Below are 16,446 nucleotides of genomic sequence, written 5' to 3' on the forward strand. Positions count from 1 at the left end.
ATGTTCTGAACGGTGGTTAGCGGGTGCTGACCAGGACGCGGGTGCCAGGGTAATACTCGACGACGCCCGTGGTGAGGTCCTGTACAAGGAAGCTGTTGAGGTACCCGCCCGTCGCGTTGAAGTAGTTGTAACCCGTGGAGAAGGTGCTGCCTGGGGTGACCTGCGGATTGATCCCCACGAGGGACGGCGAGGTCTCGGACAGCCCCTCCTCGTTCGAGTTGTACCAGAGACTGAGTGCCCGGACCGTATTGACGTTCTGATCCAGGATGGGCACTGGTCGACCAAGCGCATCCAGCCCTGAAATTCCACTGCCGATGAACCAGTTGGCTGCCGTCGGAGTGAATCGGCTGCCACCGTCATCGAAGATAGCCACGCGGTTGAAAGTCAGGTTGGGGATACCTGCTCGGCTGCGGTCCACCAGGACGTTCATCTCTTTGAAGTTGGAGTTGCCCGCCTCGTCGGTGGCTGTGACGCGCAGCACGTAATTACCGTTCTCGACGAAGGGCTGACCATCCATCAGGACGCCTGTGTTGAACACCCTGTAGAACAGTCCAGCGCTGTTGATGGGGATGTTGAAGTTGTAAGCCGTGGTGTTGCAGGTCTGCGTCGGGAGTTTGTTGGCCTTGTCGCAGATGAATTGCAGATCCAGCTTGACGATGCTGTCACTGTCGCTGACCTGCACGGCAACGGCGCTCTTGCGCGTCAGGACGGGCCGCAGGGTTGCCTGGGCGTCATAGAAGACGGGCAGCAGGATGTTCAAGGCCGGTGGTTCCTGCGTGACCGAACGGTTCTCAACGGTGGACGTCGCAGTCAGGGTGCGCGTCGTGGTCTCATTCTTCAGTTGCACGACGGCAGTGGCGCGCAGCGTGTAGCCCGCGTTCAGGTACTGAGTGGCATTGAAGTCGACGGTGGTGGTCGCTTCCCACAGCCCCTGGTTCGTGGCGACGATGGGGGCGGTCTGGGTGGTGACGACCGCTCCGCGCGAGTCGATTATATCGAGCGTGGCGATGGCGGGCTGGAAGGTGAATTCCGTGTTGTTCTGCCGGAACTGCACCTTGACCTGAGTGGGACCGCTAACGTTCGAGCCGTTGGTCGGGGACACGATGGTGATGGTCGGCGCGACGCTGTTGGCGATCTGAACGGTCTTCACGGCGCTCAGGCCGCGCTTGTCGGTGCTGTCGATGACGATCAGTTGCAGTTTCAGGCTGCCGTCGGGGTACTTGGTGGTGTCGATGTTGAAGGTGGCGTTTTCCGAGGTGCTGGTGAACGTGGTGGTGTCCACGATGCCCTTGGCGTCGGTGACCTGCAGGATCATCTGCTTCACGCTGACGCCTGGGGCGACACCGGCGGACGCGGTGAGGCTCAGGACGTTGCTGTACGGTTCGGCGTCCGTATTGTTAATGAGGAGGACCGGGGCGGGCGCGGCGGTCTCGGTGTTCGTCTGCGCGTAGTTGACCGTGAACGTCTGGGAGACGCTGTTACCGACGGCGTCGGTGCTGACGACCGTGTAGATGGCCGGACCCGCCGCGTTGTTCTTCAGGTCGAAGGTCAAAGTTCCCTGGTCGCGCGCGACGAGGGTGGTGCCGTTGTACACGCTGATGACCGGGCTGCTGGCGTTGTCCGTCGAGGTGACGGTCAGGATGGCACTCTGGTTCACGAGTCGGTCCAGGGTGGCGCCGTCGGTGATGGCGGTCCCGTCGACCTTCACGCTGGTCAGCGCTGGGCGCTGGGCGTCCACCGTGAACTGGGTGGTGGCGGTGCCGGTCTTGCCACTGTTGTCGGTGGCGGTCACCGACAGCGTGTAGGTCCCGGCGGGCAGGGTGGGCAGGGTCAGGGTCGTGTCGGCCTTGATCTCTGCGCTGGGGACGGCGCCCTGTGCGACGACGGTGGTGCCCTGGGTGACGGTCCATTTCACGGCGGTGACCGTGCCGTCCTGATCGGCCAGTTTCACCCGGAACTGCGCGACGGGGCCGGTCAGTGCGGCGCCGCCCAGGGTGGTGCCGCTGGTGGGCGTGATGTTCACGGTCGGCGTGCCGCTGGTGCCGGTGCCACCTCCAGTATTGCCGTTGCCGGGAGTGGGAACACCTGGACCGCAGGCAGCGAGCAGGAGGGTGGTGGTCAGGGCCAGGGCTGGGATTCGTGTTCTGGTCATGGTGGGCACTCCGGGATTCACTTGGTGTTGCAGGTGACCTGAATGGGGGCGTTGGTCACGGTGATGGGCGTGATGACGCGGTTCAGGTCGTCATACCCGGTGAAGGTCACGTTCATGCGCAGCGTGGGGCACGTCTCGTCAGGGAACGCGTCGACGTACATCCGCCGCGCCTCCTCGGAGATGGCGTCGACGAGCAGTGGCACCTGGCCGACCTGAACGGTGCGGGCGTAGGGGACCTTGTTGACGTAGTCGCACTGGTCGGTGGCGTAGTCGATGGTCGTGCCGGTCTTGCAGGCGTACCCGCCGGCAACGCGGGCGCCGAAGGACCGGGTGTACTGGCCGTCGGTCCCGGCGAACTGGGCGCCGGCGCTGTCCATGACCTTGACCTCGTAGCCGGTCAGCGTCATGCCGAGGCTGGACGCGGCGACGTTGAAGTTCACGGTGGGCTGGGTGGTGGTGGTCAGTGAACTGAGGCTCTCAGGGACGCCACTGGCGTCGTATTTGACCTCGACATCCACGGTGATGTCCGCGCCGTTGATGCTGGGCGTCATGCCGACCTGAGGGCCGACCGGTGGGGTTGTGCTGGGGTCGGTGCAGGCGGCGAGCAGCAGGGGCAGGGCGAGGAGGGGAAATTTTTTCATGCGGGGTCCTCCGGGGTGGGAGCGTCTTTGAGGTGCGGGTTGAGGATGTAGAAGGCGAGGCGTTTCATGCCGGCGAGGAAGTCGACGTTCTCGACGATCACGCCGCGCCACTCGTCGCTGAGGTCGGTGTGGCCCGGTCGTTCGGTGGTGCGGGGTTGAATGACGGTGGGGGCGAAGTTCAGGATACCTTTCACGCTGGCGTCTGCAAGCGATTGTGCGGCGTCCTGCGCGCGGTCGGGTGGGACGGCCAGGAAGCCCATGTCGACGGTCTGCGTCTGGGTGAAGTCGCGCAGCGTGTCGAGGTGCTGCACGGTCAGGCCGCGGACCTGTGTGCCGATCAGGTCGGGGTTCACGTCGAACAGGCCGACGTACTGGAACTGGTAGTCGCTGGCGCCGGGGTAGTTGGCGATGGCCTGCCCGAGTCGGCCGACGCCGACGATGACGACGTTCCAGGTGCGGTTCAGGCCGAGGACCCGCACGAGTTCGCGTTTCAGGATGGGGACGGTGTAGCCCATGCCGCGCGTGCCGAAGCGGCCGAAGTACGCGAGGTCCTTACGGACCTGGAACGCGGTGACGCCCGCCCGTTCGGCGAGGTCGGTGCTGCTGGTACGGCTGACGTCCTGCAGTTCGAGTTGTTCGAGGATGCGCAGGTACGTCACGAGGCGGCTGATGGCGGCGGTGGGGATTTCAGCCACGTTCAGCGGACCCGGAAGCTGTCGAGTCCGTTCTCTTGAAGTCGGGTCTCGGTGCGGGTGAGGGGATCGCCGGTGTACGGTCCGACCAGGACGGTGACTTTCTTCCCGGCGGGGGCGTTCACGGTGGGGTTGTAGCCCAGGTCGCGCAGTTGCTGCACGAGGTTCTGCGCGCTTTCCAGGCGGTCGAATGCGCCGACCTGCAGGTACGTGGGCGTGGTGGCGGTGGGTGCCGGGGTGGCGGGCTCGGCGGGGGTCGTCTGAGCGGTTTCAGCAGTGGCCCCGGTGGTCGCTGGCGTGCTGGGGGTGCTCAGGCTGCGGTCCCTGGGTGGGTAGAGGACCGCGCCGGGGTAGGCGCGCTGCACGTCGGCGAGGGCCTCGCGGGCGGTGGCCTCGTCGGCGAAGGGGCCAACCTGCGCGACGACCCCGGCGGCGACGGTGATGGGATACACGGTGTACCCGAGGGCACCGACGCCCTGCGTGGCGCTCTGCGCGGCAGCGTCGCTGCCGAAGGTGCCCAGGGTGATGCGGTAGTCGCTGCGCAGCGGGGTGCGCTGCTCGCTGGTGGGCACGGCGCCTCCGGTGCGGGCGGCGGGTGCGGCGGGGTCAGTGGCCGGGGTGTCGCTGGCGGGGTCCGCGCTGGCCGGGTCGGCGTCCTCGGTCTGGGGGGCGGTCTGCGTGTCGGTCAGGGTGGGGTCGGGGGTGCCGATGGGCGCGGCGGCGATCACCGGGGTGTCGGCGCCGTCCGTGGAGGGGACGCTGCCGGGGTTGGCACTGCCGTCCGCCTGCGGCGCGTCACTGCCGGGCGAGGTGACACTGTCCTGTCCGGTGGGCGCAGTGATCTCGGTGGTGCTGACAGGTGCCGTGGCCGCATCGGTGGATTCCGTGCTGCCGGGGGCGCCGGGGACCGAGTCGAGGGTCGTGGTGTCGGTCGCGGGGGCGTCCGTGCCGCTGTCCGCCGCGGCGCTGACGGGTGTGCCGGCCTGGGGGCGCAGCAGCAGCGTGCCGAACCCGCCGAGGAGCAGCAGGACCAGCGCGCCGATCATCAGGTCCGGCCAGCGGCGGGGTCCTGCGGCGCGGCTCACTTCAGGGCCTCCAGGGCGCGGGCGTTGCCCAGCGCGGCGGCCGCCTTCAGGGAGGTGCGGGCCTCGGTTTCACGCGTCTGGGCGCGCTGCGCGAGGCCCAGCAGGTACCATGCCTCGGCGTTCTTGGGGTTCTCGCTGACCAGGCCGCGCAGGACCGCCTCGGCTTCCGCGTAGCGGGCGGTGGCGAGCAGCGCGCTGCCCAGGTTCAGGCGGGCGGTGGGGGTGGGGTTCAACTTGACGCTCTCGGCCAGGGCGGTCGCGGCGGCGGCGTAGTCCTTCGCGGCGTAGGCGCTCAGGCCCAGCCACAGGGCGGTGTCGGCGCCCGGCGCGCGGGTCTGGCTGGAGCTCAGGGCCGCGCGGGCCTGGGCGTACTGCCCCTGGCGGTACGCGGCGACGCCCTGCACGAACAGCGCGCGGGCGAGCGTGGCGTCGTCGGGGCGCAGCGTCAGGGCGCGGGCGGCGTCGGCCTGGGCCTGCGCGTCCTGGTTCAGCGTGAGGCGCACCCGGCCAGGGCGGCGCGGTAGGCGGCACTCTGCGGGTCGAGCTTCACGGCGTTCAGGTACGCGGTGAGCGCGCCGGGGCGGTCGTTGCGCGCGGCGCGCAGCTCACCTTCACGGGCGAACGCGGTGGCGTTCTTGGGGTCCTCGCGGGTGGCGGCCTGCGCGGCGAACACGGCGGCGCGGGTGTCGCCGGTCTGCGCGAGGACGCTGGCCTTGCGCAGCAGCAGGACCGAGCGGTCGGCGCCGGTCTTCACGCGGGGCGCGGCGGCGTCCAGTTCCCGCAGTGCGCGGTCCGGGAGGCCCTGCGCGACGTAGATGTCCGCCAGGAGCAGCGCGGCGTCCACGCGTTCAGGGGCGGCCTGCAGCAGCGTGTACACGCCGGGCAGCGCGGCGGCGCCCTGACCGCTGAGGGTGCGGGCCTGCGCGAGGCGGTACTGCACGTCCTGATCCTGCGGGTCGATCACGGCGATGGCGGCCAGGGTGACGCTCAGGGCCGTGAAGTCGGCCTTGCGGGTCTGCTCGGCGGCCAGGGCCTCCAGTACCTGACGCTGCGCGGCGGGCCCCGCCTGGTCCTTCATGAGGCCAGCGGCCTGCTCGTACAGTTTCAGGGCGTCGTCGCGGCGTCCGGCGCGGCTGGCGATCACGCCGAGGTTGTAGGGACCCTCGAAGCGGTCGGGGGCCAGCGCCATGAACTGCTGCAGTTCGAAGGCGGCGCCCCGATCGTCGTTCTGCGCGAACAGGGTCAGGGCCAGTCCGAAGTGCGGGGCGGGATTGGTGTAGTTCTGCGTGATCAGCTGTTCGTACAGGCGGCGGGCCTCGGCAAAGTTGTTCGCTTCGTACGCGGCGCGGGCCTGGGCCAGCAGGGCCTGCTGGTCGGCGGTCAGCGGCGTGACGACCGTGGCGGGGACGCTGGCCGCACCGGCGCCGGGGGCGGCCGCGCCCGCCTGGGGCACGGTGACGTTGGGGATGGCGGGCGTACCGGCGGACTGCAGGGTGTTCTGCACGCCGATGGTGGTGGCGGTCTCGAGCATGGTCTGGGCGGCGCCCTGACTCGCGAGGGCCAGGGTGAGCGCCAGCAGAACGGAACGTGTATGTGTCACCTTATGGGCCTCCTGATGGGTCGGAAACGCCTGTAGCGTAGCATTAACCTCTCTCCTAACCCTTACTCATCTGACTGCGTATTCGGCTGCGTGCATGCTAGCCGTTCAGGCCGCGCCGCCGCTGTGCGCATTTGGGCGTTTCAGGGCCAGCTGCCCGCACGCGGCGCCCGCGTCCCGCCCGCGCGAGCGGCGCACGCTCACGTCCACGCCACGCGCCTCCAGCAGGTCGTAGAAGGCCTGGATCTGCTCCTCGGTGCTGCTCTCGAAGTCCGAGCCCGGCCAGGGGTTCATGGGAATCAGGTTCACGTGACTGACCAGCCCGCGCAGCAGCTCGGCCAGCAGTTCCGCCTGCCAGAGGTGGTCGTTGATGCCGCGCAGCATGGTGTACTCCATGGTGATGCGCCGACCCGTGACGTCCTGGTACTCGCGGGCGGCACTCATGATCTCCTCGATGGAGTTCACCTGCCCGGTCGGGATGATGCGCTTGCGGGTCTCCTCGTCCGGGGCGTGCAGGCTGATCGCCAGCTTGATGCCCAGGTCGTCCTCGGCCGCCAGTCGCCGGATGCCCTTGGCGATGCCGACGGTGGACAGCGTCACGCGGCGTTTGCTCATGCCCAGCGCGTCCGGGTGCAGCAGGATGCGCGCGGCCAGCATGGTGTTGTCGTAGTTCAGCATGGCCTCGCCCATGCCCATGAACACCAGGTTGCGGATCTCGCGCGGGGCGATGTCCTCGCCGCCCGCGACGGCCAGCACCTGCCCGACGATCTCGCCGGGGGTCAGGTTCCGGCCGAAGCCCATGGCGCCCGTCGCGCAGAATGCGCAGCGGGCCGGGCAGCCCACCATGGTGGACACGCAGATGGTCTTGCGGTCCAGGTACGGCATGTACACCGCTTCCATCTGGCGGCCGTCCTGCAGGGTGAACAGGTACTTCACGCTGCCGTCGGCGCTGCGCACCGTCTCGATCAGCTTGAAGGGATTGAGCAGGTACGTCCGCTCCAGCTCCTGCCGGGTGGCGGCCGGGAGGTTCGTCATGGCGTCGAAGGTCCCGGCGCCCTGCCCGTAGACCCAGTCGAGCAGCTGGCGGCGCCGGAAGCCCTCCAGGGGGTAGGCGTCGGGGTGAAGGTCGAGTAACAGCTCCATGGGAGCAGTCTAAAGGTCCGCCCCCCGCCGCTCCGTGAGCCGCTGCGGGGCGGGGCGCATCCGGACTCCGCTGGAACGGGCTGCAAGGACCGTTCAGTCCGGGCACGGAATCCGCCTCATACGGATTCCGTCTGTTTCGTTGACAGATCGGAACACCACCGATCTGCCAACTTCACGCCCGGAACCCGCTTTGCTCCTTCTCGCATCCGCTCGGGTTGAACGGTTTTTGCAAACCATTCAACCGGAGTCCGTATCAGTTCGGGGCGTCCGGCGCGGCGAGGCCACCCACCCAGACCTCCACCCCATCCCGCAGTGGCGCGAACTGCGCGGTCAGGCGGGCGGGTTGACCGGGGCGGCGCTGCGCGGCCCGCAGCAGGTTCGCGTCCCCCGGCAGCTGCCCGCGCCCGCCCAGCACGCCGATCAGGCAGGCGAGCATGTTGCTGCTCGCGGCGTCCTCGGAAAAGCCCTTCAGGGGGCCGAACGCGCGGAAGCTCAGGTCCACGCGGCCCGGTCCGCCCAGCGTGTACAGCACCAGTCCCGTGGTATCGGTCGCGCGGTTCACGGCACCGATCGCCGCGTCGTCCGGGGTGAAGGCCTCCAGCGCGGCCAGGGTCGGCACCTGCACGATCAGGTTCGGGCGGCCCGTGCTGCCCACCCACGCTTCCTGCCCCGCCAGCCCGACGGGGGAGAGGTCCGCCTGCACCTCCCGCGCCGTGGCGAGGCCCTGGCGCAGCACCCACTCGCCGCCGCACAGCTGTGCGCTCTGGACCTCCCCTCCCGCTTCCGGGTCGCCCTGCGTGACCTCCACGATGTCCAGCAGGCCCACCTGCGCGTGCACGGCACTCAGCGCGGCGATGGCGGCGCTGTCGCTGCTGCCCTTCTCCCTGGTGGGCGTGAACACCCTCAGCCTCAGCCCGGTCGGGTCGGCGGCCTGCACGAACACGCTCAGCGGCGCGCCGGACGCGGCAGCCCGCGCCTGCTCGTCGCCGCCCTGCAGGAATACCGCCACGCGCTTCCCGCCCGACCCGCCGTCGGACAGGGCGCGGAACAGGAGGGGAGCGGCCAGGGGGTCGGTCGTGGTCATTCAGGCATTCTGCGCGACCGCCGCGCGCGAGATGGCCCGCAGGTATTGACGGGTCGCCCGTCCCTGCAGCCACGCCAGCGCCGGACGGACCAGTCGCAGCACGGGCCACCCCGGCTGGCTGACCGCCCGCACGGTGAACGTCACGCGGTCGTCAGCGTGCCACTCGACCAGGAATGTTTCTGCCCCCCGCTCGGGGTGGCCGGGCAGCGTGGCGTACGTGAAGCCGCAGCGGCGCGGCCCGTCGATCACGTCCGTCACGCGGTCGCAGAACGCCAGGGCCAGCAGACTGAAGCGCCCCGCCTGCACCTGAATGACGACCGTCTGCCCCGGCGTGGGCGGCTCGTCCGCCGGATGCACCCGCAGCCACCATGAGCGGTGTGTGTCCCAGCGGCGCAGGGCGCCCGACGCGCGCCGGAAGACCTCCTCGCCCCGGCCGACCTCCACGACCTCGTGGATGAGGTCGCCGGTCGTCACGGCGTTCGTGGACAGCGGCTGATACCGCTTCCGCAGGCGCTCCAGGTTCCGGACGGTCGGCACGATCAGCGGCATACCGGTCACGATAGGCCGACCCGCCGGGGCGCGGCAGGGCAGATGACCTGACCGCTCAGGGCCTCCTTTACGCGCTGACCCACTCGCGCAGCACCTGTTCCAGGTGGGCGTCGTCCAGTTCGTCCTGCTCGGCCAGCGCCTTGATGTGGTCCGTGACGCGCCGCAGGGCGTCCTCGCCGTAGTGCAGGCCCAGTTCGCGGGCCTTGTACGCGATGGCGTGCTTACCCGTGACCTTGCTCGCCGCCTGGATGCGGCGGCCCACGCCGAACACGCCGGGCGGGATGGCCTCATACGCGCCGGGGTTCAGGTAGATGGCCTTCAGGTGCATCCCGGCCTTGTGGTTGTACGCGAACTCGCCCGTCAGGTAGTTGTTCCAGGGAATGGGGAGGTCCACCATGCGGGCGATCATGCGGTCCAGTTCGGGCAGCAGGTCGAGGTTGTACTTGTCGATCAATCCCTGCGGGTCGAAGGTGAACATGCGGGCCAGGAAGCCGCCGAGCGGCGTGATGCCGTTGCGTTCCCCGATGCCGAGGATGGTCGTGTCGATGTGGGTGGCGCCTGCCTCGACGGCCTCGTAGGCGTTGCTGACGGCGCAGCCCGTGTCGTTGTGCCCATGGAATTCGATGCCGCACTCGGCGTGGATGACCTTACGGACCTCGCGGACCAGCGTGTACACCTGCCGGGGCGTGGCGACGCCGACGGTGTCGGCCAGGCCGACGCGGTGCACGCCCAGATCTGAGACGGCCTTGTAGACGGCCATCAGGTCGGCTTCCTCGCTGCGGAAGGTGTCCTCGGCGCTGAAGCGGATCTGGAGGTCCGGGTGGTTGGTCTTGATCCAGCTGATGACCTGCTGCGCCGTGTCGATGATCTGCCCGATGTTCTTCCCGTGGCTGAACTCGCGCAGGAACGAACTGGTGCCGAACAGCAGGTCCAGGCCGTCCACGCCGGTGTCCACGGCGCGCTGCACGTCGTCCATGTGGCAGCGGACGTGCGTGAGGAACTTGGCCTTCAGGCCCAGCCCGGTCAGGCGGCGGATGTCCGCGTGCGTCTGCGCGCTGACCATCGGGGTGGTGACCTCGATGAATTCCACGCCGAAGGCGTCGAGCGCGCGGGCGATCTCGATCTTGTCCTCGGTCTTGAAGTTCCCGCGTGCGAACTGTTCGCCCTCCCGCAGGGTGGAGTCGATGATCGCCCACGAGGTCGCGGGGATCAGGGGGGCGGGGTGGTCGGTGGTCACGCTGGGGTCCTGGGTCATTGGGGCTGCCTCTTGAGGGGCATTCTGCCTGCCATGATTGATGAATGTCAAGAAAAATCGCAGATTGGTTCACAAATGAAAAGACGTGTGGGAGGAGATGGGACTGCGCCACCTGGCGGATGCCCCGCTGACCCGCGCCGTGTAGGGTGGAGGTATGTCAGCCGTCACGGCCCCCACCCCACCCCCAACTGAATCGATCAAGAGCCCCGCGCGCGAGATCGCCAGCATCGCCGTTCCCGTCAGCCTGGAAATGGTCATCCAGCTCGTCCTGACCTTCATCAACCAGATCATCGTCGGCACGCTCGGCGCCGTCGCCGTCGCCGCCGTCGGCCTCAGCGGCAGCCTCGGCTTCCTGTTCTTCGTCACCCTGGGCGCCCTGGGCAGCGGCACCAGCATCCTCGTCGCCCGCCGCCACGGCGCCGCCGACCGGCCCGGCGTGAACCAGACCCTGACCGTCAGCGTCGTCACCAGCGTGCTCGCCGCGGCCCTCCTGACCGTCCCGGTCGTGCTGTTCGCCGGACCCCTGCTGAGCCTCGCGGGCGGCGAGGACGCCGTCACCCGCACCGCCACCCCCTACATGCAGGTCAGCATGCTCGCCCTGATCCCCGGCAGCCTCGCCTGGATCCTCAGCGGCGCCCTGCGCTCCCTCGGGCACGCCCGCACCCCCCTGGTCGCCACCGTCATCACCGTCATCGTCGAGAGCCTCCTCGCGTACGGCCTCGTGTTCGGCGTCGGCCCCCTCCCGCAACTCGGGGTGGTCGGCGCCGCCTGGGCGCTGGTGTTCGCGAACATCCTCAAGACCGCCCTGCTCGCCTACCAGATCTACGGCCCGCGCCACCTCGCCGCGCTCACCCTGCCCGCCCGCGACGCCTGGCGGTCCATCGCCGCGCCGCTGCTGACCATCAGCGCGCCCATCGCGTTCACCGAGTTCGCCTGGAGCCTCGGCGGGTTCCTGTACGCCGCCGTGTACGCCCGCGTCGGCACCGCCGCGCTGGCCGCCAGCCAGATCGTCGGCACGCTGGAAGGCATCTTCATCGTGGGTTCGTTCGGCCTGATGAGCGCCGCCACCGTCTTCATCGGCCGCGCCCTGGGCGCCGGGGACGCCGCCGCCGCCCAGGTGTGGCTGCGGCGCATCAGCCGCGCCGGACTCGCCACCGGACTGGGCTTCGGCCTGCTGTTCGCCCTGAGTGCCGTCCTGGTCCCCAGCCTGTTCCCCCGTGTCGGCAGCGACGTGCACCACATCGCCTTGATCGGCATCCTGATCAGCGCCGCGTTCCAGATCTTCAAGGTCCGGAACATGATCATCGGCGGCGGCGTCCTCCCCGGCGCGGCCGACGGCAAGGGCGTCATCATCGGCGACGTCATCGGCGCGTTCGTCGTCGGCCTCCCCCTCGCCATCGGCCTGGGCCTCTACTCCCCATTGGGTGTCTGGGGCGTGTTCCTCGCCCGCGGCGCGGAAGAGATCGTGAAGGTCCTGATCTTCGAATGGCGGCGCCGCCGCATCGACTGGGACAAACTCGCCCGCGAACAGCAGGGCCAGGACATCGCCGCCCACTGAATCTGGCTCAACCTGTGCCGCGCCGCCGTGTCCTGCACGCGCGGCGCGGTCCGTCTGTCCCGCACGCGCGGCGTAGCATGGCGCGCATGACCCACAGCGACCCGCACACGCCCCGCCTGCTCACCTGCGACGTGCTGTACACCGGCATGGGCGGCGCGCAGAGTCCCGGCGCGGTGGTCGTGGTGGGCGGGACGGTCGCGGCGACCGGGCACCCTGACACGCTGCGCGCCGCGTACCCCCACGCGCGCGAGGAACGCGCCGGGTCCGTGATCGCGCCTCCGCCCGTGAACGCCCACACGCACCTGGACATGAGCACGTACGAGTTCATGGCCCTGCCGTACTTCCGCTGGATTCCCGAGGTGGTCGTGCCCCAGCGCGAGAAACGCAGTGCCGAGGCCGCCCGGCACGGCGCGGACACCCTGGCCGGGCTGGGTGCGGGAGGCGTGGGCGACATCGTATACATGCACGCCCCGGACGTCATGGACACCCTGCTGCCCCGCGAGGACCTGAGCGGCGTCCTGTACTACGAGGTGCTGGGGACCTTCCCGGAGAAGGCCGATGAGATCTTCCGCACGGTGCGCGAACGGATCGAAGGCTGGCGCGCGCAGGAGCGTCCCGGCGGGCCGCGCGTGGGCCTGTCCCCGCACACGCCGCACACCGTCAGCCATCGCCTGATGCGGCTGCTGTGCGACTACGCCGCCGGGGAGGGGCTGCCCCTCCAGATCCACGTGGCCGAGCACCCCGCCGAGCACGACCTGTACACGCGCGGTGGCGGCCCCATCTGGGAGAACCGACTGGCGCCCTTCTACCCCGACACCTTCGCGGACGTGATCGGGCGGGCACCCGAGGCGGACCTGACCCCGGTGCGGTACCTGGACGAACTGGGCGTCCTGAACGCGAAACCCACCCTGATCCACATGGTGAACGTCACCCCGGATGACATCGCGCGCGTCGCGCGGGTCGGGAGTGCCGTGGTGACCTGCCCGCGCAGCAACCACCATCTGGAGTGCGGCGTGTTCCCCTGGGCGGCCTTCGCGGCGGCCGGGGTGGAGGTCGCGCTGGGCACCGATTCCGTCGCCAGCGGCGGCAGTCTCGACGTGCGCGAGGACGTCGCCTTCGCGCAGCGCCTTCACCCGGGGCTGGACCCGCGCGTGATCGTGCGCGCCGCCGTGAAGGGCGGTCACCGCGTGCTGGGCACCCGCGCGCCCTTCATCCGCCGGGGCGAGACCTGGGACGACCGCTACCGCTGGTGACCCGACAGGGGAGGGGGCGACCGGCGTGCTGCTCGGTCGCCCCTGGTCATGACGGTCATGCGGATTCCGTTTGTTTCATGGACAGATCGGAAGAACACCGGGTCTGTCCACTCCACGCCCGGAAACCGCTTTTCTCCTGCTCGCTTCGCTCGGGTTGAAAGATGTTGCACACCTTTCAACCGGAGTCTGTATCAGTTGCTGACGGCAGAGCACGTCCCGGTCGCGGTGCGGCCCCCGGTCTTCAGGGTCAGTTCACCCCGGTACGGCTGGGACAGCAGCGTGTCGATCCGGCAGGAGTACGTCGCGCCGTTCTCCGCGATCCAGTCGAAGCGCAGCACGCGGCGGTTCCCGTCGTACGTGGCGACCGTGAAGCCCGCGCGGGCCGCGCCGAACGCGTCGGCCTGATCGCGGCCGTTCACGCTGGCGGTGCCGTCGGCGACGTCCACCAGATCGGTGACGTTCACGGACTGCGTCACGGTCATGCCGTCCACCGGGCCGCTGACCGTCCAAGTCTGCCCGACCACCAGCGGCCCGGCGCGGCGCGGCGCGGGACCATCCGCCTCCGCGTTGGCGAGCAGCGAGGCGACGGGCGCGCAGGCGCCCAGCAGGGGCAGGATCAGCAGGGCAGGCAGGACTTTCAGGGTCATGCGCGCAGGATACGGGCCGCGCATGAGCCCAGGCTGCCCGGCCTTCACCGCGCGTGGAGCGGACGTTCATGCTCCCTGAGTGAAAACCGCTCAAGTTGCTTATGCGCCCCTCACTGAAATCAGGCCGCGCCGCGCCCGGCCCGCGCGTTATACTCGCTTGTCATGTTCCGTGTCCTCAATAAGATGTTCGACAACAACCAGCGCGACGTCGCGCAGATCATCAAGACGATCGTGCAGCCCGTCAACGCGCTGGAAGAAGAGACCCAGAAGGTCGAAGATCTCGCCGCGGCCTTCATGGAACTCCGCCGCCGCGTCACCGAAGGCGGCGAGACCCTCGACGACGTCGTCGTCCCCGCCTTCGCCCTGATCCGCGAGGCCGGACGCCGCTCCATCGGCAAACGCCACTACGACGTGCAGCTCATCGGCGGCTACGCCCTGCACAAGGGCCGCATCGCCGAGATGCGCACCGGTGAGGGAAAAACCCTCGTCGCCACCCTCGCCCTCGCCCTGAACGCCCTCGAGGGCCGCGGCTGCCACCTCGTGACCGTGAACGACTACCTCGCCCGGGTCGGCATGGAGGAAATGAGCCTGCTGTACCGCACGCTCGGCCTCACCGTCGGCCTCGCCAGCCGCGAGATGCAACCCCACCAGAAACAGGCCGCGTACGCCTGCGACATCACCTACGTCACCAACAGCGAACTCGGCTTCGACTACCTGCGCGACAACATGGCCCAGAGCCGCGAGGCCCTCGCCCTGCGCGCCGACCACCCCCTGAACTTCGCCATCGTGGACGAGGTCGACTCCATCCTCATCGACGAGGCCCGCACCCCACTGATCATCAGCGGCGCCGCCGAGAAAGCCACCGACCTCTACTACGTGTACGCCAAACTCATCCGCCGCCTCCAGAAGGGCGAACCCGCCGAACCCGGCGTCCGCACCGAACCCACCGGCGACTACACCATCGACGAGAAAGGCAAGCAGGTGCACATCACGGAAGGCGGCATCAGCAAGATCGAACGCCTGCTGTCCCTGAGCGACCTGTACAGCCCCGACAACATGGACAAGGCGCACATGATCACCCAGGCGATCCGCGCGCGCGAACTGTACCACCGCGAGAAGGACTACATCGTCAACGCCGAGGGCGAAGTCATCATCATCGACGAATTCACCGGCCGCAGCATGCCCGGCCGCCGCTACGGCGAGGGCCTCCACCAGGCCATCGAAGCCAAGGAAGGCGTGAAGATCGAGAACGAGAACCAGACGCTCGCCACGATCACCTACCAGAACTTCTTCCGCCTGTACAACAAGTTCGCGGGCATGACCGGCACCGCCAAGACCGAGGAGAAGGAATTCCTCGACATCTACGGCAGCGACGTCCTCGTGATCCCCACCAACCGCGGCGTGCAGCGCAAGGACGCCGAGGACCTCGTCTACCGCAGCAAGATGGGCAAGTACAACGCCGTCGTGCAGGAAGTCAAGGACATGCACGCCACCGGCCGCCCCGTCCTGATCGGCACCGCCAGCATCGTCACTAGCGAACAGCTCAGCGACCTCCTCACGCAGGCCGGCATCCAGCACAGCGTCCTGAACGCCAAATTCGAGGCCCAGGAAGCCAGCATCGTCGCGCAGGCCGGCCGCTCGGGTACCGTCACCATCGCCACCAACATGGCCGGCCGCGGCACCGACATCATGCTCGGCGGGAACGCCGAATTCATCCTCGGCGAGGCCATCGAACAGCAACTCGGCCTCAGCCGCTACACGCCGGAAGTCGAGAACTTCATCAAGGCCATCAGCCGCCAGGACCCTGACGCCATGCAGATCGGCATGCAGATCCCCGGCATGAACGAGGACTTCATCAACCAGGCCATCGGGCTGCAGGCGGACACCCTCACCGACCGCCAGCGCGTCAAGGACCTCGGCGGACTGCACATCATTGGCACCGAACGCCACGAGAGCCGCCGCATCGACAACCAGCTGCGCGGCCGCGCCGGACGCCAGGGCGACCCCGGCAGCAGCCGCTTCTACGTGTCCTTCGAGGACGACCTGATGCGCCTCTTCGCCAACGACCGCGTCGTCGCCATGATGGACCGCCTCGGCATGGACGACACCCAGCCCATCGAAGCCAAGATGGTCACCGGCGCCATCGAAAAAGCCCAGGCGCGCGTCGAAGACCGCAACTTCAGCACCCGCAAACAACTCCTCGAATTCGACAACGTCATGAGCAAACAACGCGACACCGTCTACGCCCAGCGCCGCGAAGTGCTCCTCGGGCCGGACGCCGACGTCGAAGAGAGCACCGAAGGCATGATCGCCGACTTCGTCGACCACCAGCTCGCCACGCACCTCCCCATCGACCAGAACCACGAAAGCTGGGACATCGACGGCCTGCGCGCCGCCATCACCGACGCCGTCCCCCAGCTCGAAGGCTTCGACTTCGAGAGCCTGCGCGCCAAGACGCCCGCCGAAGCGCAGGACACCCTCCTCGCCGCCGTCGCCGACGCCTTCGACACCCGCAAGGAAGAACTCAGCCCCACCATGATGAACAGCCTCTCGCGCTACGTCATCCTGCAGGTCGTCGACCAGCTCTGGAAAGAACACCTCCACGGCATGGACGTCCTCCGCCAGGGTATCGGCCTGCGCGGCTACGGCCAGCGCGACCCCTTCACCGAATACAAGTTCGAAGCCACCACCATGTTCAACGACATGATCGACACCCTCAAAGCCGACGTCACCAAATTCGTCTTCCGAATGCAGTTTTCCAACGCAGGTTAATTTTTAGCCGTCCCACAC

The 16,446-nt window shown here is 68.6% G+C and carries 14 protein-coding genes; 3 read left to right on the plus strand and 11 right to left on the minus strand.

Annotation, left to right across the window (positions count from 1 at the left end; all coding sequences use genetic code 11):
• Positions 1 to 16 precede the first annotated feature (16 nt).
• The 10 genes from EXW95_RS17095 to lysS all read right to left on the minus strand — a co-directional run bounded on the left by EXW95_RS17095 (position 17) and on the right by lysS (position 10,198).
• Complete coding sequence (locus EXW95_RS17095) at positions 17 to 2,152, minus strand: hypothetical protein (RefSeq protein WP_174368467.1); 2,136 nt, start codon at positions 2,150 to 2,152, stop codon at positions 17 to 19.
• A 17-nt stretch (positions 2,153 to 2,169) separates the two neighbouring features.
• Positions 2,170 to 2,793 (minus strand): hypothetical protein, encoded by a 624-nt coding sequence (locus EXW95_RS17100; RefSeq protein WP_174368468.1) that lies wholly within the window; start codon positions 2,791 to 2,793, stop codon positions 2,170 to 2,172.
• Complete coding sequence (locus EXW95_RS17105) at positions 2,790 to 3,488, minus strand: redox-sensing transcriptional repressor Rex (RefSeq protein ID WP_174368469.1); 699 nt, start codon at positions 3,486 to 3,488, stop codon at positions 2,790 to 2,792. Before EXW95_RS17105 ends, EXW95_RS17100 begins: the two co-directional genes overlap by 4 nt.
• Positions 3,489 to 3,490: 2 nt before the next feature.
• Positions 3,491 to 4,570: an SPOR domain-containing protein gene (locus tag EXW95_RS17110; RefSeq protein ID WP_174368470.1), complete on the minus strand. Its 1,080-nt coding sequence runs from the start codon at positions 4,568 to 4,570 to the stop codon at positions 3,491 to 3,493.
• Complete coding sequence (locus tag EXW95_RS20780) at positions 4,567 to 5,073, minus strand: tetratricopeptide repeat protein (RefSeq protein ID WP_371810139.1); 507 nt, start codon at positions 5,071 to 5,073, stop codon at positions 4,567 to 4,569. Before EXW95_RS20780 ends, EXW95_RS17110 begins: the two co-directional genes overlap by 4 nt.
• Positions 5,058 to 6,170 carry a tetratricopeptide repeat protein gene (locus EXW95_RS17115; RefSeq protein ID WP_371810140.1) on the minus strand — a complete coding sequence of 371 codons (1,113 nt, stop codon included), beginning with the start codon at positions 6,168 to 6,170 and terminating at the stop codon, positions 5,058 to 5,060. The genes EXW95_RS20780 and EXW95_RS17115 overlap by 16 nt, the downstream gene beginning before the upstream one ends.
• 105 nt (positions 6,171 to 6,275) lie before the next feature.
• The gene (rlmN, locus tag EXW95_RS17120) at positions 6,276 to 7,310 is read right to left on the minus strand and encodes a 23S rRNA (adenine(2503)-C(2))-methyltransferase RlmN (RefSeq protein WP_174368471.1); all 1,035 of its coding nucleotides are present in this window, start codon (positions 7,308 to 7,310) and stop codon (positions 6,276 to 6,278) included.
• Between the two features lie 253 nt (positions 7,311 to 7,563).
• Positions 7,564 to 8,394 carry a PhzF family phenazine biosynthesis protein gene (locus EXW95_RS17125; protein WP_254605666.1) on the minus strand — a complete coding sequence of 277 codons (831 nt, stop codon included), beginning with the start codon at positions 8,392 to 8,394 and terminating at the stop codon, positions 7,564 to 7,566.
• Positions 8,395 to 8,943, minus strand: coding sequence for a DUF1990 family protein (locus tag EXW95_RS17130; RefSeq protein WP_174368472.1), 549 nt, complete (start codon positions 8,941 to 8,943; stop codon positions 8,395 to 8,397).
• Positions 8,944 to 9,010: 67 nt separating this feature from the next.
• The gene (gene lysS, locus EXW95_RS17135; protein ID WP_174368473.1) at positions 9,011 to 10,198 is read right to left on the minus strand and encodes a homocitrate synthase; all 1,188 of its coding nucleotides are present in this window, start codon (positions 10,196 to 10,198) and stop codon (positions 9,011 to 9,013) included.
• A gap of 154 nt (positions 10,199 to 10,352) precedes the next feature.
• Between lysS and EXW95_RS17140 the strand changes: the two genes are divergently transcribed.
• Both EXW95_RS17140 and EXW95_RS17145 read left to right on the plus strand, forming a co-directional pair.
• Positions 10,353 to 11,756 carry an MATE family efflux transporter gene (locus EXW95_RS17140; protein ID WP_174368474.1) on the plus strand — a complete coding sequence of 468 codons (1,404 nt, stop codon included), beginning with the start codon at positions 10,353 to 10,355 and terminating at the stop codon, positions 11,754 to 11,756.
• Positions 11,757 to 11,842: 86 nt separating this feature from the next.
• Positions 11,843 to 13,009 carry an amidohydrolase family protein gene (locus tag EXW95_RS17145; RefSeq protein ID WP_254605668.1) on the plus strand — a complete coding sequence of 389 codons (1,167 nt, stop codon included), beginning with the start codon at positions 11,843 to 11,845 and terminating at the stop codon, positions 13,007 to 13,009.
• Positions 13,010 to 13,200: 191 nt separating this feature from the next.
• Here the strand turns inward: EXW95_RS17145 and EXW95_RS17150 are convergent, their stop codons facing one another.
• Entirely contained in the window at positions 13,201 to 13,656 is a 456-nt protein-coding gene (locus tag EXW95_RS17150; RefSeq protein WP_174368476.1) for a hypothetical protein, read from the minus strand.
• Positions 13,657 to 13,818: 162 nt separating this feature from the next.
• On the opposite strand from EXW95_RS17150, the gene secA reads away from it, so the two are divergent.
• Positions 13,819 to 16,428, plus strand: coding sequence for a preprotein translocase subunit SecA (gene secA / locus EXW95_RS17155; RefSeq protein WP_174368477.1), 2,610 nt, complete (start codon positions 13,819 to 13,821; stop codon positions 16,426 to 16,428).
• Positions 16,429 to 16,446 lie beyond the last annotated feature (18 nt).

The sequence above is a fragment of the Deinococcus sp. JMULE3 genome (assembly GCF_013337115.1).
Lineage (GTDB): Bacteria > Deinococcota > Deinococci > Deinococcales > Deinococcaceae > Deinococcus.

Coding starts and splice junctions, on each gene's coding strand:
- secA (WP_174368477.1), top strand. CDS start 13,819: ATGTTCCGTGTCCTCAATAAGATGTTCGACAACAACCAGCGCGACGTC.
- EXW95_RS17140 (WP_174368474.1), top strand. CDS start 10,353: ATGTCAGCCGTCACGGCCCCCACCCCACCCCCAACTGAATCGATCAAG.
- rlmN (WP_174368471.1), bottom strand. CDS start 7,310: ATGGAGCTGTTACTCGACCTTCACCCCGACGCCTACCCCCTGGAGGGC.
- EXW95_RS17145 (WP_254605668.1), top strand. CDS start 11,843: ATGACCCACAGCGACCCGCACACGCCCCGCCTGCTCACCTGCGACGTG.
- EXW95_RS17125 (WP_254605666.1), bottom strand. CDS start 8,394: ATGACCACGACCGACCCCCTGGCCGCTCCCCTCCTGTTCCGCGCCCTG.
- EXW95_RS17095 (WP_174368467.1), bottom strand. CDS start 2,152: ATGACCAGAACACGAATCCCAGCCCTGGCCCTGACCACCACCCTCCTG.
- EXW95_RS17100 (WP_174368468.1), bottom strand. CDS start 2,793: ATGAAAAAATTTCCCCTCCTCGCCCTGCCCCTGCTGCTCGCCGCCTGC.
- EXW95_RS17150 (WP_174368476.1), bottom strand. CDS start 13,656: ATGACCCTGAAAGTCCTGCCTGCCCTGCTGATCCTGCCCCTGCTGGGC.
- lysS (WP_174368473.1), bottom strand. CDS start 10,198: ATGACCCAGGACCCCAGCGTGACCACCGACCACCCCGCCCCCCTGATC.
- EXW95_RS17130 (WP_174368472.1), bottom strand. CDS start 8,943: ATGCCGCTGATCGTGCCGACCGTCCGGAACCTGGAGCGCCTGCGGAAG.